Origin of the sequence: Candidatus Didemnitutus sp. (assembly GCA_019634575.1) — a bacterium.
Lineage (GTDB): Bacteria > Verrucomicrobiota > Verrucomicrobiia > Opitutales > Opitutaceae > Didemnitutus.
The window spans coordinates 3,179,125-3,199,473 of record JAHCAY010000001.1 but is presented as its reverse complement, the minus strand read 5'-3'; the positions used below and the strand labels follow the sequence as shown (position 1 = coordinate 3,199,473).

Genomic DNA, 20,349 nt, shown 5'->3' with positions numbered 1-20,349 from the left:
GGAGAAATCACAGGCTCATCCGCTCGCGAAAATCCTGCGCCTGTCGGCGCGAGAGTTCGACCTTCAGGCCGCCTTTCAGGCGCACGAGCAGGCCGCCGCTGAACCACGGTTCGATGCCGTCGACCCAAGCGAGATTGATGACCTGCTTGCGGTTGGCGCGGAAGAAGTGCTTCGCGTCGAGCCGCTCCTCCATCGCGGTGAGCGAGCGGAAGAGCTGCGGCTTGTTGTCGTCGAAATGCACGCGGGTGTAGTTCCCCTCCGACTCGAGCAGGCGGATGTTCTTCACCGGCACGAACCAGCACTGGTCGCCTTCGCGGACGAAGACCTTGTCCTCGAGCGAGAGTCGCGTGCGGCCGGCGGCCTCGGCCGGGGAACCGCTCGCGGCGCGCAGGCGCAGCTTCTCCAGCGCGGCGCCGAGGCGGTTCGGATCGACGGGCTTGAGCAGGTAATCGAGCGCGTTGAACTCGAAGGCCTTCACGGCGAACTCGTCGTAGGCGGTCGTGAAGATCACGGCCGGCAACGTCGTCTCGAGCTGCTCGAGCAGGCTGAAACCGTCCGCTCCCGGCATCTGCACATCGAGGAAGATCAGGTCCGGTTTCAACGCCGAGATCTTGTCGAGCGCATCCTCGACATCGACCGCTTCGCCGACGATCTCGATGTCCTTGTGCGCAGCGAGGAGGCGGCGCAGTTCGTTGCGCGCGAGGCGCTCGTCATCGATGAGCAGGGCTTTCATGGGCGGGCCAGGCAGGGGATGCGCACTTCGGCCGTGACGAAGCCGGCCGGCTCGGCCGTGAGCGACAGACGGGCGCGGTCGCCGAAGAGGAGTTTGAGCCGTTCGGAGGCGTTCGGAGGCGTTGCGCAGACCCACGCCCGTGGACGAGCCGGCCTTCGCCGCGGCGCTGCTGGCGGGCTGGGACAGATCGCCGGGATTGGTGACGCGGATGACGAGTTCCTTCTCCACCAACTGAGCCGAGATGACGAGCTCGCCGCCACCGCGGCGCGCGGAGATGCCGTATTTGACCGCGTTCTCCGCCAGCGTCTGGAGCAGCATCGGCGGCACGCCGCAGGCGCGCACGTCGTCAGCGATGTCCCACCGGACGCGGAGCCGCGACTCGTGCCGGATCTGCTCGAGCGCGAGGTAATCCTCGACGATGCGCACCTCGTCCTCGAACGGCACGGTCTCCAGCTGGCCCGACTGGAGCGAATAGCGGAGCATGTTGGCCAGCCGCGTGACGGACTCGCGGGCGCGCGGCGCGTCCTCGTCGATCAACGCGCGCAGGCTGTTGAGCGAGTTGAAGAGGAAGTGCGGATTCACCTGCGATTTCAGCGCGCGCAACTCGGCTTCCTTGGCGCTCGCCGCGAGGCGCAGCTGCTCGACCTGCATGCGCTGCAGGCGCTCGAAGATGTGGTAGAAAAAATACGCGCTCAACCAGCCGAACATCACCACGAGGCTGTTGATCCAGCTGAAGAAGAAGACGGCGACCGGGTTGAACTTCGACGGCCACGCCAGGCCCACGATGCCATAGGAATAGCCGTAGCCGACCGCGCACCAGAGGAACGCCAGCACCGCAGCCATCCCAATCACGCGCGGGGTGAGCGCCCGCCAGTTCATGTTCTTCCAACCCCACGATTCCATGAAACGCCGGGCGTAATGCGTCAGCACCAGGCCCATCAGCGCGATCATCCAATAGATCGCGCTTTCCGTGGTGGCGTCGCGCGTCGCCTTCGAAGGATCCCCGAAGGTCGTCGCCACGCCGAACTGGAACAGCAGGAACGCGCCCCACCCTCCGATCTGCGCGGCGACGTAGAGGCGGCGCTTGGCGCGTTCGAGCTTGGCGGCGGCGTCGACTGGGGCGCGGTTCATCGCGGACGAGCGAACCACGGCGGGAGTCGCCGGCGCAAGACCGGGCACACGCGCGAGAACAGCGGAGGGAGTCGACATCACCCGCAACCTACGCGCCCCGCGCGCGCCCGGGGCGTGTCTTTGGACGGACGGTCGCGGTGCGGCGTCGAGCGGCACTCCGCGGAAAACTCCCGCGCCAATTACGAAAAAACCATCAACCCCGGCCCGATTTCCGCGCCTCCGGATATTTTAAGTGCATTCGCCGCGCGCGCCCGTCTAGGCTCGGCCTTCGTGTCATCCCGCGTCGTCATCGTCGGCAGTTTCATGCAGGATTTGGCCTTCTATGCGCGGCGGTTCCCCCGGCCCGGCGAGACGTTGGTCGGCGATTTTCGCACCGGCCCGGGCGGCAAGGGTTTCAATCAGGCGGTGGCCGCCACCCGCGCCGGCGCACCGACGCTTTTCATCGGCGCGATCGGCCGCGACACGTTCGGCAGCAGTGCGAAGAAATTCGCCGCGTCGGTCGGCCTGCGCACGAACTTCATCGAGAAACACAAATACGCCACCGGCACCGCCTCCATCACGATCGACGAAGCCGGTCAGAACCAGATCGTCATCGCGCCGGGCGCCAACATGGCGCTGCACAAGCACGACGTCCCGCTGGCTCCGCTCGCCTTGGCGCACGTCGTCGTCTGCCAGGGCGAATCCGACTACACGACCGTCTCCCACGTGCTGCGGCACGGCCGCAAGAACGGCGCCGTCACCGTCCTGAATCCCGCGCCGATGCGGCCGGATTTCGATCTCGCGCTGCTGCGCCACGTCGAGGTGCTGATCCCGAACGAGTCCGAGTTCATCACGCTCGTGCGCCAGCACTCCGCCTGCGCCGCGCTGCTGCGCACCGCCGCCTACCGCGAGGTCGGAGAATTCACCGAGACCGCCCTGCACGCGCTAAAGGCCGATGCCTTGCACCGGCTCTGCCGCTGCCTCCAGGTGCCCATCGTCATCCTCACCCTCGGCGCGCGCGGCTGCTTCGTTTCCCAACCCGACGCCTATCTCCGCATGAACGCGCACCCGGTCGAAGTCATCGATTCCACCGGCGCGGGCGACGCGTTCGTCGGCGGCTTCGCGGCCGGGTTGGTGAAGTTCAAGAAGAACGTCGTCGAAGCCGCCCACTTCGCCAACGCCGTCGCCGCGCTCGCCGTCATGCAGCCCGGCACCGCCGAGGCGATGCCCAACACGCGCGAGATCGCGCGCTTCCTCCGCGAGCGCGCGCACGCCGTGCGCTGAACGGACCGCGCCGCGCACTGCCGCCATGCGCCAGGAATTCCGCGCCAAACTCTATCGCGTTTCACTCGTGCGTTGGGTCGATCTGCCGAAACGCATCATCGCCGAACTCGAGTTACCGCCCGCCGAGATCAAGGGCGGCGGCCAAGGCTGGAACGCCGTGCTGCGCTTCAACGACGACATCGACCGCGTGACGCTGCTGCCCGGCAAGCCCGGCAAACTGAAACTCGCCTTCAAGGTCGAGCTGCTCCGCGCCGCCGAAGTCGACGCCGGCGACACGATCGAATTCACCCTTGAGCCCGACACCGCCTCGCGCGAACCCGACCTGCCGGAGGAAATGCGCAAGACGTTCCAAGCGCGCCCCGAGCTGGAACAGCGCTGGCTCGCGCACAGCGTCGCGCAACGCCGCCAGGTGGTGCGCTACATTTTCCAGGCGAAAAGCGCCGAGGTGCAGGCGAAACGCAGCTGGATCTTCCTCGAGCGCCTCGCCGAAACCGGCCGCCTCAGCGGCAGCTGATCGCGCTCACGGTCGGACGCGAGCCAGCTCCTCCACGAGATCGGCGATCAACGCCGCACGCGGCGCGTTCTTCAGCCAGCCCACGTGCATCTCGAAGACCATCGCGCCGGCGGGCTCCGTGTCGGCGAACACGACTCCCGGTGGACGCGAGCGCGCCGCCATCGGCACGGAATGGCCGACCTCGCCACACGTGGACACGCGCACCAGCATCGACGCGAGACTGTCGGTGTGGTGCGTGACGCGCGGCCGGAAACCCGCCGCGCGACAGGCCTCGACCAGCAGCCGCTTGCGGCCGGGGAATTCCGCCTCGTCCCACGTCACCCAATTCGCGCCCCGCAACTCCTGCAGCGGCAGCCGGCGGCGTTTCGCCAGCGGATGTCCGGCCGGGAGGATGACCTGCGCCGGCATGCTGGCCGCCAGCGTCGTCGCGAATTCCCGGCGCAGCGTCGCGTCGGTCTGCCCGAGCAGCGCCACCTCCACCTCGCCGCGCCGCAGCGCCGCGGGCAGCGCGCCGGGCGTCAGCTCCACCGGTTGCAACACGACGCGCGGATGCCGGCGCGCGAAGCGCTGCAGGCCGGCGGCGAAGTAATCGAGCCAAATGGCGCCGTAGTGGCCGAGCCGCAGTCGCGCGCGGGAGCTCCGCGCCTCCGCGACGATCCGCTCCGCGGCCGCCAGCACTTCGCGGGCCCCGGCCAGAAACTGGCGGCCCTCGGGCGTCAGCTCGGTGCGGGCGTTCGCTCCGCGCCGCAGCAGCGTGCAGCCGAGCTCGTGTTCGAGGTCACGGATTTGCCGGCTGAGCGCGGGCTGCGTGACCTGCATGCGGATCGCGGCGCGGGAAAAATTCAATATCTCCGCCACCGCCACGAAATATCGCAGGTGCCGCAATTCCATGCCCGAAAAGGGCCTCATTACCCCAAGGCATACGAGCCCAAAAAGGAGGCATTAGCCGGTCGCGATCGCGGCGCGTAAAGTGGTCCCCTCATGAAACCCACCGCCCTCCTCCGCTCGCGCCTGCTCCCACTGCTCGGCTTCGCCGCGCTCCACTCCCTCGCCGTCGCCGCCACTCCGGCCGTGACCCGCCAAGACTTGCTGAACGCGGTCATCGATCCCGCGCGTTCGGTGGCCAGCATCGCGATCAAACGCGTCACCCTGCAACCGCACTCCCCCACGGGCCTGCACCTGCATCCGTGTCCCGTGATCGGTGTCGTGATGGAGGGCGAGATCCTCTTCCAACTGGAAGGCGGCCCGCGCCAAATCCTGCGCGCCGGCGACGCCGTCCACGAACCCGCCAACGCGCGCGTGCTCCACTTCGACAACATCGGCGACCGCCCGGCCATCCTCACCGCGTGTTACCTGCTCGCCCCGGATCAACACGAGTTGATCCGACTGCTCCTGCAGTGAACCGCGCCCATCCGGTCCCATGAAAACCTGGCAACTCCCCCGCTTCGGCGTCGACGCGCTCACGCTCGTCGATCAACCCGCACCTCAACCCGGCCCGCACGACGTCCTCGTGCGCTGGCGCGCGTTCTCCGTCAATTATCGCGACCTCGTGCTCGTGCAGGGCAGCTACCTGCCCAACCTGCCGTTTCCCTACGTGCCGCTGTCCGACGGCGCCGGTGAAATCGTCGCGGTCGGCGCGGACGTCACGAACTGGAAAATCGGCGACCGCGTCGCCGGCCACTACATCCAGAGCTGGCTCGCCGGTGCCGCGACGCCGGAAAACCTCCGGCGCAGCCTCGCGAGCCACCTCGCACCGGGACTCGCCGCCGAATGCTCCGCGCTTCCCGCCGACGGCATCGTGCGTCTGCCCGCCCACCTCTCGTTCGAGGAAGCCGCCACGCTGCCCATCGCGGGGGTCACCGCGTGGAACGCGCTGTTCGGACGGCGCGATCTCCGCCCGGGCGACTGGGTCGTGTTCGAAGGCACCGGCGGCGTTTCGCTGTTCGGCCTGCAACTCGCCCACGCCGCCGGTTTCCGCGCGATCATCACCTCCAGCAGCGACGACAAACTCGCCCGCGCCACCGCGCTCGGCGCTGAGGCAACGATCAACTACCGGACCGTGCCGGATTGGTCGAGACGGGTGCGCGCGATCACCGGCGGACGCGGCGCGGCGCTCGTGCTCGAGGTCGGCGGGCCGGCGAGTTTTCCGGAGGCGCTGCGCTCGGTCGCGCTCGGCGGCCGGATCGCGATCGTCGGATTCCTCAGCGGACACGATCTGCCGGTCAACGTGCTCGATCTCATTGGCAATCTCACGACGGTCCACGGCCTGCGCGTCGGTTCGCGCGCGGATTTCGAGGCGCTCAACCGCGCGCTCGAGCGTGACCGCATCCGCCCCGTCGTCGATCGCGTGTTCGAGTTCGCCGAGTTACCGGCCGCATTCGCCCGCCTGGGTCGCGGCGAGCATTTCGGCAAGATCGTCGTCCGCGGCGCACCGTGAGATACGCGGCTCGGGTTGGCGCGCCCGGTCCGACGCCGCCCGCGTCGACCGGCGCGGCGCTTGCCTCCGCTCTCGCGGTCGACAATCTGCAACGGGAAATGCGCATCGAGCACCTCGCTTTGTGGACCGACGACTTGGAACGCGCGCGGCGTTTCTACGAAACGCATTGCGGCGCGCGGGCCGGTGCCGCCTACCACAATCCGCGCACGGATTTCCGTTCGTATTTCCTGAGCTTCGCCGGCGGAGCGCGGCTGGAGTTGATGCAGCGTCCCGACATCGCGGCGCGCCCGGAAAACGGCGGCCGCGAGGCACTCGGGCTCGCGCATTTCGCGCTCTCGCTCGGCAGCGAGCGCGCGGTCGATGAGACGACCGAACGATTCCGCGCCGCGGGCATCGCCGTGGTCGCGGCGCCGCGCCGCACCGGCGACGGCTACTACGAAAGTGTCGTGCTCGATCCCGACGGCAACCGCATCGAGCTCACCGTCTGACCATGCCGCGTCCGAAGCCAATCCTGATCGATCGCGAACGGGCGCCGCGTGGGCGCGCCGGCGAGGTCGCCGCGCTGCTCAATCTCGGCCCCAAGACCGCGGCGTGGCTCGACGCCGCCGGCATCCACACGCGCGCACAGATCGTGAAGCTCGGTCCCATCGGCGTGTGCCGCCGCCTCCTCGAGAGCGGCCGCCCGGTCAATGTGCTCATGGCCTACGCCGTGGAAGGCGGATTGAGCGGCACGCACTGGAATGCGTTGTCCGCCGAGACGAAGCAGTGGCTGCGCACCGAGTTCGCGCGCATGCGCGCAGAAGTGCAGCGCCGCCGTTGATCAGGCGTAGGCGACCTCGGCGGCCACGATCTCGACCATGAAAGTCGAGCCGACGCCGGGCTGGCTCTCCACGCGGATATCGCCGCCGAGCAGTTGGGCCAGCGAGCGCGAGATGTTCAACCCGAGGCCGCTGCCTCCGTGCCGGCGCACGACGGTCGCGTCGGCCTGCTCGAACGGCTGAAAGAGCCGCGCCAGCGCGTCGGGCGCGATGCCCGGCCCGGTATCTGTGACGCTGAACCGCAAACGCAGCGCGCCGTCCGGCGTCGTGCCGACGCGCGCGATGGCGAGCGTGACATTGCCGACGATCGTGAATTTCACGGCGTTCGAGAGCAGGTTGGCGAGGATCTGGCGCAGCTTCACGCCGTCGGTCTGCACGCAGGCCGGCACGTCGGGCGCGATTTCGCAGCGGAGGTTGACTTTGCGGGCTTGGGCAACGGTGCGGAAGAGTTCGCAGACGTCGGCGGCGAAGGTGCGGAGCTCGACCGGCGCGCGCTCGACGGTCATCTTGCCGGCATCGAGGCGCGAGTAGTCGAGCACGCTGTCGACGAGGCGCAGGAGGTTTTGCGCGGAGCGTTCCTGGAGCTCGAGCAGCTCGCGTTGCGCTGCGCTGAGCGGCTCGGATTTCATCAGGTCGACGACGCCCGCCATGCCGTTGAGCGGCGTGCGGATTTCGTGAGCGAGGAAGGCGAGGAAGCGCGTCTTCGAGTCATCGGCGGCGCGCAGCCGGCGGTTGAGCCGCATCAAGGGCAGCACCCAGCCGAGGGCGGCGACCAGCAACGCCGCGGCGCCGCCGAGCGTCCAATAAACCCAGCGCAGGTCGGGTTTCGGGTTGGGATCGTAGAGGAACGCGCCGAGCGCGAAATCGCGCGGCAGCATGCCGAATTCGGCGTAGGTGTCCGCCATGTGGCGCCAGCGGCCGGGGTTCATGTGGCCGACTTCGATCAGGCCGGGATGCATGAGTTGGGCGGTTTGCGCCGCCTCGAATTGGAGGTGTTCGCGGCTCTTGCGCTGGCTGTAGTGCTGGAGGATGAGGGCCACGATCTCGTCGGGGTGCGCGAGCGCATAATCCCAGCCGCGCAGGCTGGCCTCGCGGAAACGGCGCACGCGGTCCGGGTGTTCGCGGACCTGCCGCTCGGTGGTGAAAAGGTTATCGCCGTAGAAATCGATGCCGCCGGCGCGCGGCGTGAAGGCGAGGTAGTCGACGCCCGCCTGCCGCAGCAGGAACGGCTCGTCGCTCGCGTAGGCGGACATCGCAGCCACGCGGCCGTCGATCAGATCGCGCACTTCGAAAGTGTGGTGCACGATGTGCAGTTTGGCGGGATCGACGCCCTCGTTGCGGAAGTAGGCGAAGAGCTCGGCCGACTGCGGCTCGATCATGATCGGCTGGTCGTGCAGCGCCTGCAGATCGTTCACGCGCTCGGTGCGCCGCGTGAGCAGCGTCAGCGGCGAGTGCTGGAAAATCGCCGCGAGCACGACGACCGGTTTGCCCTGTCCGCGCAGCAGCAACAGCTCCGATGTGCCCACGCCGAAATCGGCCTCGCCGTGCAACACGCTCTCGACCGGATCGCGGCCCGGTTCGGCTTCGCGCAACTGGACCTCGAGCCCGGCGTCGCGGTAGTAGCCCTGGGCGATCGCGGCGTAGTAACCGGCGAACTGGAACTGGTGTTTCCACTTCAGTTGCAACGTCACCGGCTCCGGCGCTCCGCTCGCCACGGCGGCGACGCCGCAAAGCGCGAAAAAGGCGACCAGTGTTCTGCTAGGGTGAAACACCTAGTCACCAGACCGACTCCTTTCGGCGTTGGCAAGTCTCGTATCAGCGCAAACGCACTGTGCCGGGCGTCCCGCCCAAACGGCACACGCGACCACATCGCCGCGCGCAACAGCGGCCGATTGCGCGGCGTCCACTGGATTTGCGCAGCGACTGACCTACGGTGCGGACAACATGAAACTGACCGACCACGAATCCGACATCACCGCCACGCTGCGACTCGATCCGACGGCGACGACCGCCGGCCACCGCCCCGTCTTCCGCGAGAGCTGGCTCGACAAACTCGCCCGCCACCTCGGCGCGACGCCCGTCGACCACATGACGATCCCGCCCGTGACCTTCGCGCCGACAAAGGTCTGCGGCGGCGCGGCGGGCGTCAGTTGTTCGGGATGAAACCCTCGGGCTTCGGCTCCTGCAGGCGCTTCGTATAGAGCGGCACGAATTGCGCGATGCCGAGCGCGCCGAGCAGGAAGAGGTCGTCGCGATACGGTCCACCGAGAAAAATCCCGAGGATGCCCGCGACCTCCGCCAACGCGATGCCGGCGACGAAAACAACGAACGCCCGCGCGCCGTCGGTGTAGCGCGGCAGCACGAGCCAGCGCACGACGATGCTCACGAACAGCGGCACCAAACTGACCAGGTCGTAAAACGGGTTCTTGTGCGCCGCGGCGGCGGGCAGCTTCAGGAACCCGACGCTCCACCAGATCGCGCCGAGGCTCACCAGGATCGCGCCCCAGATGATCCACCAGACCTTCAGCGGCGGCATCCGCGACGCGCCGTTCGTTAGCTCGCTCATCCCGCGAGCGTCGTGAGGCCGCATGGCGGCGTCAAACCCCACGTGGGCGGGGAGGAGGAATACTGCTTGCCTCGCTGTTTCGCCCTCCCGACGGTCCGCGCGCGGGCCAGCGTCAACGTCTCTCGACGACACGCGGAGACAAACCGGTCACCCCGGCGAAAAAATCGACGCCCATGCAGTCCACCAAATCCCCGCAGGAATTCGCACACCGTCACGAGTTCGCGCTCAAACGCCTCGTCGCTCCCGGCAAAGCCAAAGCCGGCTCGGAATCGCTCAACATCCCGTTCCCCACCGGCCTCGCGCCCAAACCCCAGGCGATCTCGCCCGCCCCGAAGCCCGACGATCCCCTCCCGCAGGTCGACATCATCGCGATGATGGACACCTCCGCCGAAAGCAACGCGATGGCCGACGTGCTCACACCGGGCGTCGACCGCTACAACTGGTATCCCTACGCGCGTTTCTTCGAGACGAAATACCTCCCGCAGATCGGCCCCAACGCCCCGTCGCACGAGAGCAAGCGCCTCGGCAGCTATTACCTCTCGATCATCGGCGGCAAACGAGTGCTCGTCTACAAGACCGAGCTCCACATGCACACCGACGGCATCCTCCTGCCGAACGGCCAATATTCGCTCCCGATCAAGGACATGCTCGCCCAGATGATCTCCGAGGCGAAGCCGAAGCTCTTCCTCACCACCGGCACGAGCGGCGGCGTCTACAACGACATGTGCCTCGGCGACGTCTCCGTCAGCCGCGCCGCGCACTTCATGTGCGAGCAGCACTACAAGAACGCCCCGTTCAACGGGAAAACCTACCACAGCGACTGGACCGTCCCGCAGGCGCACAACGCCGAGGCGATGCAACTGATGAAGCTCTTCGTCGGCAAACTCGGCGGCGAAACCCCACCCTCGCCCGTCTGCACGCTCTCGAAGCAGCCCACCGCGCCCACGATTTACTACGACGGCGGCAAGTATCCCGTCGTCGGCCAGATTCCCAAGTTCCATCCGATCCTCACGACGGACTTCTTCGAGTTCGGCACAACCGTGAACGACCTCTCGAAGCTCGGCATGGCCGTCGAGATGGACGACGCGGTGCTCGGCCTCGTGTGCTCCGAGATGAAGTCGCCGCCGCTCTGGGCCTGCGTGCGCAACCTCTCCGATCCCACGATCAACGGCTCGCTCAACCACGACCTCCAGAGCAAGTGCGCCGAATACTATTATTCGAAATACGGCTACTGGACGACCGTGATGAGCGGCCTCGCGACCTGGAGCATCATCTGCGGCTTCAAAAGCTGACGCGCCATGAGCACCGCCACGTCCCACGTCGTGGCGCCGGGCAATGTCCGCGTGTGGCGAGGTTATCCGTTGAGCACGCTCAACCTCACCTCGTTCCTCGAACTGCTCGGCGGCACCTTCATCCCCGGCTGCGCCCTGCTGCAGCCACCGCTCGGTCTCTGGGCCTACTTGCCCGGCGTCCCCGCGCAAACCGGCCTGCCCGCCGGCGTGCCCTGGGAAACCGCGCTGCTCTGCTGGGCCAGCCCGGCCGCCTACGACAACAACACCGGCACCGTCGGCGGCCGCGCCTACACGCTCACTCACAAGGGCGTGTATGACCTCAGCCCCGGCGCCAGCTCGGCCGGCTACGCGCAACCGTTCACCGGCACGCTCGCGCTCGAGACGCCCGTGTTCTTGTTGCCGCAGTCGATCGACTGGATGCACGGCAGCGCGCGGCACCTCGTCGCGGGCTTCGCCTCCGGCTCGAACAACCCCGCGTTCCTCACCGCGCTCGCGACGTGGGCGCAGGGCGTCGCCGCCGCGCCGCCCGCCGGTCTCGACGGTGCGTTCCTGTGCACTGGCGCCGGCTACGTCGCGTGGTGGGAGCATTGGTCCAGCGCCACACCGGGCCCCTCGCCCACCGCCTCGCTGCCCGCCGGTTTGAAAAACTACCTCTGGCAACCCGCAGCGCCCACGACCATGGGCGCCTCGCTCGATCAAACCTGGCCCGGCCTCACGCTGACCGGAAACCAGTTCCTCAACATCCAATTCAAGCGCGTGAAACCGGCCAACACCTGACCGCCCGCGCCACGCAACTCACCCCAACTCCACATCCACCATGTCCACCATCTACGCTCTCAAATCCCGCCCCGCCCGCCTCAGTCGCGCGTGGGCCGCTGTCAACGGCAGCAAGACCGGCCTCGCCGCCGGCTACACCCAAGTCGTCTCCACCGCCGTCGGCCCGCAGACCTGCCTGCTCGGCTACAACGCCACCAGCGGCGCCGTTGATTTCTACACCGTGAAACCCGGCGCGCTCGGCAAACTCGCCGTGAAAGCCGCCGGCAGCGCCACGCTCGGGCCCGGCTGGGACATCGTGCAACCGTTCACGATCAACAATGGCCCGGCGCTCGTCGCCTACACCGCGAGCACCGGCAACTTCGGTTTCTTCACCATCAACGCCGTGGGCAAAATCTCCGGCATCGTCACGAAAGGCCTGCCCGCGCAGCCCGGCCTCACGCTCGTGCAGCCGTATCTCTACCGTGGCACGCCGTATCTGCTCGGCTACAACACCAATGTCGGCAAGGCCAACAACGTCTTCACCTATCAGCTCGGACCCGCCTCCGACAAACCGCTCGCCCCGCAGGCGCTCGGCGCATGGACGTGGGCCAACGGCTGGACGCGCTTCGCATTCTTCCAGTTCGGCGGCGAGTGGTTCTTCATCAAGACGAACACCGCCTACAAGACCGTGTTCCTCGACCACGCGTGGGACGATCCCTCGACCTACCCGTCGCACCCGGTCGCGGAAAAACTCCCGCTCAACCAGAACCTGCAAGCCGTCGTCGCGACCACGCTCGAGCACTTCCCCTACTTCGTCACCTACCTGCCCAACGGCGCGGCGACGGTGAACCAAGTCTGGGGCGACGGCACCGGCTGGACGACGACCTCGAAGGCCAAACTCCAGCCTAAGGCCTCGCTCGTGCTGAGCTTCACGATCGGCACCGCACCCTACGTGCTGACCTACGGTTGATTTTCCCTCACGCCGCAGGGGCCCGCGGTGGGCGTCGGTGTCCCTACCGACGCCTTTCCGCGGCGAGCTCGCGTGCAAGTCGCCGCTGGGGACAGCGGCGACCACCTTCAAGTTTGGCGCCTCCGAAAACGCGTGCGCCCGCTTGCTCCAGACTCAGGCCCCGACCGGGTGCCAGGTCGTCTTGAACTCCACGAAGTCGCGGATCTCGTAGAGGCTCTGCGCGCGGTCGGAGAACCAATCGGTCTTGTCCTCGGCGGCGTGAAGCTTCACGCGCTTCACGCTCTCGGCGGCGCCGAGCTTGAGCGCCTTGCGCTCCTCGGCATTGGCCACGCCGGCCAGCGCGCGCAGGTGCGCGTGCGTGGCCATCGTCGGCACGATCTCCTTGCGGAAACCGGTGAGCAGATTCACGACGCCGCCGGGCAGGTCGCTCGTCGCGAGCATCTCGCCGAGCACGATGCTCGGATACGGCTGCGTGGACGACGCGAGCGCGACGACCGTGTTGCCGCTCGTGATGATCGGCGCGATGAGCGACACCAGCGCGAGCAACGGCGCTTCATCGGGCGCGATCACACCGACGATGCCCATCGGATCGGTCACGGTGAAATTGAAGTAAGGTGCGGCGACGGGATTCACGCTGCCGAGCAGCGACTCGTATTTGTCGGTCCAGCCGGCGTAGTGGATGAGGCGATCAATCGTCGCGACGATTTCCTTGGCCGCGGCCGCCTTGGAGGTGCCACCGACCGCGAGCGCATCGGCCATGTCGGCTTGGCGCGCCTCGAGCATCTCCGCCATGCGGTAGATGATCTGGCCGCGGTTGTAGGCCGTGCGCTTGGCCCAGCCGGGACCGGCCTTGGCGGCGGCCTCGACGGCATTGCGCAGGTCCTTGCGCGTGCACTGCGGGATGTTGGCGAAGAAGTTGCCGGCGGCGTCCTTGATCGGGAACACGCGCGAACTCTCGGAGCGAATGAACGCTCCTCCGACGTAGCACTTGGGCGTTTTGGTGACGGGCAGACGGGTCATGGCGAAAAGAGGAAAAAGTTGAACCACGAATGGACACCAATGGACACGAATGAATGGCCGAGGCATCGGACGCGGCGCAGCGATTCGTGTCTATTCGTGTTCATTCGTGGTTGGTTTACTCAGGCTTGGGCGGGCGCGTCGTCCTGGAGGTAGCTGACCTCCTTGTAGCGGAGCGCGATGACGGCGAAGACGATCGAGGCAATCACCGCGAAGGCGGCGAAGAAGTTGTAGTAGGCGGCGCCGTGGAGCTTCGAGGTGCCGTCGGGGTTCGCGATGAAGAACTGCACCGCGGCGGTGAAGAGGTTGCCCGCCGAGATCGAAAGCAGATAGAGCGCGTTGACGACGGCCTTCAGGTGGCGCGGCGCCTGCGTGTAGGCGAATTCGAGGCAGGTGATCGAGGTCATCACCTCGCCCGCCGAGAGCACGAGATACGCGGGCAATTGCCACATGACGTTGACCTTCACGCCAGCGGTGAGGCGCGCCTCGATCCACGCGCTGATGAGGAAGGAAATGCCGATGGTGAAGATGCCGAGGCCGATCTTGCGCAGCGGCGTGAGTTTCCAGACGGCGTTGATCGCGGGGTAGAACGCGTATTGGAACGCCGGAATCAGCGCCAGGATCATGATGGCGTTGACTGCCTGCATCTGGGACGACTCGAGTTCGAACTCCCAGCCGAAGAGATTCACGTGCCGTTGCATCTTCTCCGCCTGCAGCACCCATTCGCCGCCGCTTTGATCCCAGAGCGACCAGAACACCGCCACGAACACGAAGAGAATCGCAAGCCGACCGAGCGCGGTAAGGCTCTCGCGGTTGAAGGTCTCGGCGATAAACGCTTTTCCTTTCGGTGGCAGATGAGCGAACTTGTAACGGCCGGACCAGAAGATGAATGTCGCAACGAACATCAGCACCGCCGGCAGCCCGAAGGCGACACCGGGGCCATACCATTTAAGCAGCTTTGGCGTGAGCGAGATCGAGAAGAACGAGCCGAAGTTCACCGCGAAGTAGAACCAGCCGAACGCGCGTGAGACGAGGTGCTGGTTATCCTTGCCGAACTGGTCGCCAACGTTCGACGCCACGCAGGGCTTGATGCCGCCAGCGCCGAGCGCGATCAGGCCGAGGCCCATGAAGAGGCCGAGGCGCGTGTCGTCAGCGGCGAGGAACACGCAACCGAGGCAGTAGACGAGCGAGATCCAGAAGACCGTGCGATACTTGCCCCACCAGACATCCGCGAGGAACGCGCCCATCATCGGGAAGAAGTAGTTCGAGGCGAGGAAGAGGTGATACCAGCCGTTCGCCTCGTTCTCGTTCATCGGCGCGACCGCGCCGGCGCGGTTGCGCAGATACTGCGTCATGTAGATGACGAGCACGGCGCGCAGCCCGTAGAAGCAGAAGCGCTCCGCCGCCTCGTTGGCGACGATGAACGGGATGCCCGGCGGCATCTTGTCGGTCTTGATCGGGGTGGTGCGGAACGATTCAGCCATGGGGAACAGGGGAAATCAGCGGCGGAAGACGAAGGCGAGGATCACGGCGAGGATGACGAGGCTGGCGACGACGGACCAAACGACGTTCGCGTTCCGGCGCGCGGCCGGCTTGGGTGAGCGGCCGTCGTCAAACGCCTCGTCCGGCAGATCGAGGCCGTCGTAGCGCGCGTCGTCCTCGTTCCAGCCCGAGCGCTCGTCCGCGCCACACTCCGGGCAGGCGCGCGCACCGCGCGGCACGGCCGCGCCGCAGACGGGACACTCGGAAGGAGACTGGAAGGAGTTTTTAACCACGAATGGACACGAATGAACACGAATGGGTCAGAGGACTACGCGCTCCCATTCGAGCTTCGGGAGTTTGAAATTGAGAATGACGCCGACGCGGAGCTTGGTGATGCGAAGATAATTCAACATCTGACCTCGCTCGACGTCCGTGATGCGGTCGATCACCTTCGCGTCCACCACGAGATTGGAGGCGACAAGCAGGTCCGGCACATATTCACTAACCTGCACCGACTTGTAGTGAATCGGAAACCTGCGCTGTTGTTCGAGCGGGAGCCCTTTCAGGCCGAACTCGACGACCAGCGCGTTCTCGTAAGGTTTCTCGTGCAGACCGTGCCCGAGTCCGTTGAGCACCTCCATCGCACAGCCCACGACCGAATACACCAATTCCTTGTGCAGGATCGGTTCGGATTCGTGTCCATTCGTGTCCATTCGTGGTTCCAAACTGCTGGGAGCCGTCAGACGAGCTTGCAGTAATCGAGCAGGCCTTGGCGGCCGCCTTCGCGGCCGAAGCCGGATTCCTTGTAGCCGCCGAAGGGCGAGGTCGGGTCGAACTTGTTGAACGTGTTCGCCCAGACGACGCCGGCTTTCAGCTCGGTGGACATCTTGAGAATGCGCGAACCCTTGTCGGTCCACACGCCGGCGCTGAGACCGTAGGCGGTGTTGTTCGCCTTCTCGATCGCCTCCTCGACGGTGCGGAACGTGATGATCGAGAGCACCGGTCCGAAGATTTCCTCGCGCGCGATGCGGTGGCTCATCGTCACGTTGGTGAAGATGGTCGGCGGCAGATAAAAACCCTTCTTCGGCAGACGGCACGATGGCTGCCACATCGTGGCGCCTTCCTTCGTGCCCGCGTCGAGGTAGCTTTGCACGGTCTCGAGCTGGTCGCGCGAGACGATGGCGCCGACGTCGGTGTTCTTGTCGAGCGGATCGCCGACGCGGAGCACGCGCAAGCGGTTCTTCAATTTCGCCACGACTTCGTCGGCGACCGGTTCGTGCACGAGCAAGCGCGAGCCGGCGCAGCACACTTGGCCTTGGTTGAAGAAGATGCCGTTGACGATGCCTTCGACGGCTTGGTCGAGCGGCGCGTCGTCGAAGACGATGTTCGCCGCCTTGCCGCCGAGCTCCATCGTCATGCGCTTCTCGGTGCCGGCGACGGAGCGCATGATGACCTTGCCGACTTCGGTAGAGCCCGTGAAAGCGATCTTCGCCGCGAGAGGGTGCGCCATGATCGCGCCGCCGGTCGAGCCGGGGCCGGTGATGATGTTGACGACGCCCGGAGGCAGTCCGGCGTCCTGGATGATTTCCGCGAGCTTGATCGCGCAGAGCGGCGTGTTGGTCGCGGGCTTGATGACGGCGCAGTTGCCCACCGCCAGCGCAGGCGCGAGTTTCCAGGCCATCATCAACAGCGGGAAATTCCACGGAATGACCTGCCCCACGATGCCGAGCGGCTCGACGCGACGGCCAGGCGCGACGTATTCGAGCTTATCGGCCCAGCCGGCGTGATAGAAGAAGTGCGCGGCGGCCATCGGCACGTCGAAGTCGCGCGTTTCCTTGATCGGCTTGCCGTTGTCCATCGTCTCGGCGACGGCAAACTCGCGGGCGCGGTCCTGCAGCAGGCGCGCGATGCGGTAGATGTATTTCGCACGCTCCTTGCCGGGCAGCTTCGCCCAGGCGGGCTGCGCCTTCTGCGCGGCGGCGAACGCGGCCTCGACGTCGGCCGCGCCACCGAGCGCGAACTCGGCGATCTTCGTCTCGTTGGACGGATTGACGGAATCGAAATACTTGCCGGAAGCCGGCGCGACGAACTCGCCGCCGATGAAGAGCTCGTAACGCGACTTGAGCTTCGGGTCGGCGGTCTCGGGCGACGGATCGAATTCCCAGAGGTCGCCGAAGATCAGCTCGGCGGCGGGGCGGCCGAGGGAACGCTTGGTCGGGCGGGCGGATTTTTTCTCAGTCAGAGTGGGCATGGGCGAAAAGGCAGAAAGGGGTTAACCACGAATGGACACGAATCACGCAGCGCGGCCGGATTCCTATTCGTGTTCATTCGTGTCCATTCGTGGTTCAAAAAACTCAGTAAGACTCGGAGGCTTCGCTGAAGTAGTAAGGGGCTTGGTAGGCACCGGTCTTTTCCTTCTCGAGCTGGCGCAGCAGATCGTTCAGGAGCGACGACGCGCCGAAGCGGTAACGCGTGTTGTTGAGCCACTCGTCGCCGAGCGTCTCCTTCACCGCGATGAGGAAGGTCAGCGCTTGCTTCGCGGTGCGAATGCCGCCGGCGGGCTTCATCGCGATCGGGATGCCGGTGTCGAGGTAGTAGTCGCGGATGGCCTCGATCATCACCTGATTATTGCCGAGCGTGGCGTTGAGCGAGGTCTTGCCGGTGCTGGTCTTGATGAAGTCGCCCGGCCGGATCGCGCGCATGGCGATGAAGGACGCCGCGCGGATGTTGTCGTAGGTTTCGAGTTCGCTGACTTCGAGGATGACCTTGAGCGTCGCTTCGCCGCAGGCTTCGACGACGGCAGCGATCTCGTCCTGCACCAGGCCGAAATCGCCCGCGAGAAACGCGCCGCGATTGATCACCATGTCGATCTCGTCCGCGCCGTCCTCGACGGCGGCACGCACCTCGGCGAGCCGGGTCTTGAGCGGCGCCTGGCCGCTGGGAAAGGCGGTCGCGACCGACGCGATGCGCACCGCGGTGTCTTCGCCCAGCGCGCGGCGGGCGTGTTTCACCATCGACGGATAGACGCACACCGCGGCGACCTGCGGGCAATCGAGACCCTCGTGCGGATGCAGCGCTTTCTGGCAGAGCGAGGCGACTTTGCCCGGCGTGTCTTTGCCCTCGAGCGTGGTCAGGTCGACCATCGAAGCCGCGAGCTTGAGCCCTTTGACTTTCGAGGCCTTCTTGATGCTGCGTGTGCCGTATTTGGCCACGCGCTCCTCGATTCCCACCTGATCCACCGTGCCGATTTCATTGAACAGACGCCGGAACGCCGCATTCCCAGAGAGTGACATGATGCGCGGACTATCCGGCGGTTCCCCTCTGAAAACAATGGCAAAGTCATACGGCGCGACGGCGATTTTACTCGCCATCGTCCACGCCCTGACCGTCGCCGGAAATGCCGCGCCCGTCCCGTCATTCGCCCCTCCCGTCGTGGCGGGCGCACTGGCCGAGCCGCGCAACCGCGAAACGAGCGGCCTCGCCGCCTCGCGCCGCACTCCGGGCCTCCTCTGGACCCACAACGACAGCGGCGGCGAGCCCGTGCTCTACGCCGTCGCATCCGACACCGGCGACCTGCGCGGCCAAGTGCGCGTGAAGGGCGTCGCGTCGTTCGAACGCGACGGCAAGGCGTGGCTCGTCGCCGGTGACATCGGCGACAACTCAGGGCGCCGGCCGTTCATCCTGCTGCATTTTATCGAGGAACCCGCCGCAAGCGCGCTCGCTCCCGGCCGCGAAACCGAAGTGGCGCCCGCCTACACGCTGCGCGTCGTCTACGAAGACCTCGCACGCGACTGCGAATCGCTCGCCGTCGACGCCCGGGAAGGCGCGATCTACCTGCTCTCGAAACGCGAGGACGTGCCGCGGCTCTATCGCTTGCCGCTCGCGCCGAGCCGCGAAACCGTCGTCGCCCGCCGCGTCGGCTCCGTCCCGCACTTGCCGCAGCCGGATTTTTTCCAGCGTCTCCTCAAGACTCCGACCGGGCGCTATCGCGGCGAGCCGTGCGCGATGGACTTCGCCCCGGACGGCTCGGCCGCCGTCGTGCTCACCTACGGCGACACCCTGCTGTTCCCCCGCTCAGCCGACGAGTCGTGGGCCGCCGCCCTGGCCAAAACACCCGTCGTGCTCCCTCCGCACGATCTGCCGCAAGCCGAGGCGGCATGCTTCAGCGCCGACGGTCGCGCGATCTTCGTCGCTTCCGAAGAAACGATGACGCTCCTGCGCTACGACCGGCGGTGATTGAAGTGGCGTCGCCGCGCAATCCCGCCAACCTCCGCCGCCATGGAATCGCCCGCCCCCGAACGCACCGAGCCCCAAGGGGAACTCGTCATCCGCACCATCGCGATGCCGGCCGACACCAACGCCAACGGCGACATCTTCGGCGGCTGGCTCATGTCGCAAATGGACCTCGGCGCCGCCATCGTCGCGAAAAACATCTCGCGCAGCCGCGTCACGACCGTCGCCGTCGACGGCATGGTGTTCCACAATCCCGTCTACGTGGGCGACATCGTGAACTGTCACGCGCATCTCGTCCGCGTCGGCCGCACCTCGATGCGGATCCACATCGAGGCGTGGGTGCAACGCGGCCGCGACGGCAAGCTGCTCCAAGTCACCGAAGGCGTCTTCACCTACGTCGCCATCAACGATCAAGGCCGGCCGCACCCGGTCCACCGCGAATGAACGCCGCGCACGTCTCCCTGTCCCGCAAGGTAGCCCGCGACCTCCGGACGCGGGAGACCCCGCCCTCGGAGAGGCTGAGTTACCCGTTCGGCGGTCACACGCCGTTGCTACAGCTCCTGCTCGCGCTGCTCGTTTTCCTTTCCGGCGCGGTCGACATCCACGCGCAGCGCACGACGCTGGCCGACGTCCTGAAGGCCGCCGTGCTGCGCGCCGACGAGACGCGCGTCTACGCCATGCTCGCCGCCGACACCGCCGCGCTCGACGACATGCTCGCCGCCGACTGCCTCTACGTGCACGCGAACGGCGTCGCGCAAACGAAGCCCCAATTTCTCGCCGCGCTGAAATCCGGCCAGTTCAAATACGCCGCCCTGCGCTACGCCGCCGCTCCGCAGGTCCGCCTCTACGGCGACGCGGCCGTCTTGCAGGGCACCACGCAAATCGAAGTCACCGGACCGGACGGGAAAACCGTGAAACTCACCCTTCTCGTCACGGCCATCTACGCGATGCTCAACGATCGCTGGCAGCTCGTGTCTTACCAGTCGACCAACGCCGCGACCGCTCCCGGCCACTAGTCGTTATCCAAAGACGCGCATTGCCGCAGCGGTAGGTAGCGACCTTGGTCGCGCTTCCGAAAGCAACGGGCGCGTGCCAGCACGCAGCCTACGGTGGAAACCCAGGTTTCGGATCGCCACT

Annotated in this window: 23 protein-coding genes; 13 read left to right on the top strand and 10 right to left on the bottom strand. The window is 66.6% G+C overall.

All coding sequences use genetic code 11. From position 1 onward, the window contains the following. Positions 1–7: 7 nt before the first annotated feature. Positions 8–1,864, bottom strand: a complete 1,857-nt coding sequence (locus KF715_13420) for a histidine kinase (GenBank protein MBX3737691.1) — start codon at positions 1,862–1,864, stop codon at positions 8–10. A gap of 270 nt (positions 1,865–2,134) precedes the next feature. On the opposite strand from KF715_13420, the gene KF715_13415 reads away from it, so the two are divergent. After that, on the top strand, positions 2,135–3,127 hold the full coding sequence (locus KF715_13415) for a ribokinase (protein ID MBX3737690.1): 993 nt from the start codon (positions 2,135–2,137) through the stop codon (positions 3,125–3,127). Positions 3,128–3,152: 25 nt separating this feature from the next. Continuing rightward, complete coding sequence (locus KF715_13410) at positions 3,153–3,641, top strand: YdeI/OmpD-associated family protein (GenBank protein ID MBX3737689.1); 489 nt, start codon at positions 3,153–3,155, stop codon at positions 3,639–3,641. A 6-nt stretch (positions 3,642–3,647) separates the two neighbouring features. Here KF715_13410 and KF715_13405 read toward each other — a convergent pair whose 3' ends face one another. Next, positions 3,648–4,550: a LysR family transcriptional regulator gene (locus tag KF715_13405; GenBank protein MBX3737688.1), complete on the bottom strand. Its 903-nt coding sequence runs from the start codon at positions 4,548–4,550 to the stop codon at positions 3,648–3,650. Between the two features lie 72 nt (positions 4,551–4,622). Here KF715_13405 and KF715_13400 point away from each other — a divergent pair, with 72 nt between their 5' ends. The 4 genes from KF715_13400 to KF715_13385 are packed head-to-tail and all read left to right on the top strand — an operon-like array spanning position 4,623 to position 6,898. Beyond that, a complete protein-coding gene (locus tag KF715_13400; GenBank protein ID MBX3737687.1) occupies positions 4,623–5,042 on the top strand; it encodes a cupin domain-containing protein in 420 nt (139 codons plus the stop codon). A 19-nt stretch (positions 5,043–5,061) separates the two neighbouring features. Next, complete coding sequence (locus tag KF715_13395) at positions 5,062–6,078, top strand: NAD(P)-dependent alcohol dehydrogenase (GenBank protein ID MBX3737686.1); 1,017 nt, start codon at positions 5,062–5,064, stop codon at positions 6,076–6,078. Further along, positions 6,075–6,566, top strand: coding sequence for a VOC family protein (locus tag KF715_13390; protein MBX3737685.1), 492 nt, complete (start codon positions 6,075–6,077; stop codon positions 6,564–6,566). The genes KF715_13395 and KF715_13390 overlap by 4 nt, the downstream gene beginning before the upstream one ends. A 2-nt stretch (positions 6,567–6,568) precedes the next feature. Further along, on the top strand, positions 6,569–6,898 hold the full coding sequence (locus KF715_13385) for a TfoX/Sxy family DNA transformation protein (protein MBX3737684.1): 330 nt from the start codon (positions 6,569–6,571) through the stop codon (positions 6,896–6,898). Here the strand turns inward: KF715_13385 and KF715_13380 are convergent, their stop codons facing one another. After that, the gene (locus tag KF715_13380) at positions 6,899–8,587 is read right to left on the bottom strand and encodes an ABC transporter substrate-binding protein (GenBank protein MBX3737683.1); all 1,689 of its coding nucleotides are present in this window, start codon (positions 8,585–8,587) and stop codon (positions 6,899–6,901) included. A 253-nt stretch (positions 8,588–8,840) separates the two neighbouring features. Between KF715_13380 and KF715_13375 the strand changes: the two genes are divergently transcribed. After that, entirely contained in the window at positions 8,841–9,059 is a 219-nt protein-coding gene (locus KF715_13375) for a hypothetical protein (GenBank protein ID MBX3737682.1), read from the top strand. On the opposite strand, the gene KF715_13370 is transcribed toward KF715_13375, so the two are convergent. Further along, a complete protein-coding gene (locus KF715_13370; GenBank protein MBX3737681.1) occupies positions 9,043–9,462 on the bottom strand; it encodes a hypothetical protein in 420 nt (139 codons plus the stop codon). The genes KF715_13375 and KF715_13370 overlap by 17 nt on opposite strands. 173 nt (positions 9,463–9,635) lie before the next feature. Here KF715_13370 and KF715_13365 point away from each other — a divergent pair, with 173 nt between their 5' ends. From KF715_13365 to KF715_13355, 3 genes are read left to right on the top strand one after another with little or no spacing between them, the layout of a single operon-like run. After that, positions 9,636–10,754: a hypothetical protein gene (locus KF715_13365; GenBank protein ID MBX3737680.1), complete on the top strand. Its 1,119-nt coding sequence runs from the start codon at positions 9,636–9,638 to the stop codon at positions 10,752–10,754. Between the two features lie 6 nt (positions 10,755–10,760). After that, on the top strand, positions 10,761–11,531 hold the full coding sequence (locus tag KF715_13360) for a hypothetical protein (protein MBX3737679.1): 771 nt from the start codon (positions 10,761–10,763) through the stop codon (positions 11,529–11,531). A 40-nt stretch (positions 11,532–11,571) separates the two neighbouring features. Continuing rightward, positions 11,572–12,480 (top strand): hypothetical protein, encoded by a 909-nt coding sequence (locus KF715_13355; GenBank protein ID MBX3737678.1) that lies wholly within the window; start codon positions 11,572–11,574, stop codon positions 12,478–12,480. Positions 12,481–12,633: 153 nt separating this feature from the next. Here KF715_13355 and KF715_13350 read toward each other — a convergent pair whose 3' ends face one another. The 6 genes from KF715_13350 to deoC all read right to left on the bottom strand — a co-directional run bounded on the left by KF715_13350 (position 12,634) and on the right by deoC (position 18,272). Further along, positions 12,634–13,500, bottom strand: a complete 867-nt coding sequence (locus KF715_13350; GenBank protein MBX3737677.1) for an aldehyde dehydrogenase family protein — start codon at positions 13,498–13,500, stop codon at positions 12,634–12,636. A gap of 119 nt (positions 13,501–13,619) precedes the next feature. Next, a complete protein-coding gene (locus KF715_13345) occupies positions 13,620–14,981 on the bottom strand; it encodes a POT family MFS transporter (protein ID MBX3737676.1) in 1,362 nt (453 codons plus the stop codon). Positions 14,982–14,996: 15 nt separating this feature from the next. Beyond that, a complete protein-coding gene (locus KF715_13340) occupies positions 14,997–15,272 on the bottom strand; it encodes a zinc ribbon domain-containing protein (GenBank protein ID MBX3737675.1) in 276 nt (91 codons plus the stop codon). 27 nt (positions 15,273–15,299) lie between these two features. After that, a complete protein-coding gene (locus KF715_13335) occupies positions 15,300–15,692 on the bottom strand; it encodes a GxxExxY protein (GenBank protein MBX3737674.1) in 393 nt (130 codons plus the stop codon). A gap of 26 nt (positions 15,693–15,718) precedes the next feature. Further along, the gene (locus KF715_13330) at positions 15,719–17,230 is read right to left on the bottom strand and encodes an aldehyde dehydrogenase family protein (protein MBX3737673.1); all 1,512 of its coding nucleotides are present in this window, start codon (positions 17,228–17,230) and stop codon (positions 15,719–15,721) included. Positions 17,231–17,333: 103 nt separating this feature from the next. Further along, a complete protein-coding gene (gene deoC / locus KF715_13325) occupies positions 17,334–18,272 on the bottom strand; it encodes a deoxyribose-phosphate aldolase (GenBank protein MBX3737672.1) in 939 nt (312 codons plus the stop codon). A 37-nt stretch (positions 18,273–18,309) separates the two neighbouring features. Here deoC and KF715_13320 point away from each other — a divergent pair, with 37 nt between their 5' ends. From KF715_13320 to KF715_13310, 3 genes are read left to right on the top strand one after another with little or no spacing between them, the layout of a single operon-like run. After that, positions 18,310–19,215 (top strand): hypothetical protein, encoded by a 906-nt coding sequence (locus KF715_13320; protein MBX3737671.1) that lies wholly within the window; start codon positions 18,310–18,312, stop codon positions 19,213–19,215. Positions 19,216–19,257: 42 nt separating this feature from the next. After that, positions 19,258–19,656, top strand: coding sequence for an acyl-CoA thioester hydrolase YciA (gene yciA / locus KF715_13315; GenBank protein ID MBX3737670.1), 399 nt, complete (start codon positions 19,258–19,260; stop codon positions 19,654–19,656). After that, positions 19,653–20,228 carry a nuclear transport factor 2 family protein gene (locus KF715_13310; GenBank protein ID MBX3737669.1) on the top strand — a complete coding sequence of 192 codons (576 nt, stop codon included), beginning with the start codon at positions 19,653–19,655 and terminating at the stop codon, positions 20,226–20,228. Before yciA ends, KF715_13310 begins: the two co-directional genes overlap by 4 nt. Positions 20,229–20,349: the final 121 nt, after the last annotated feature.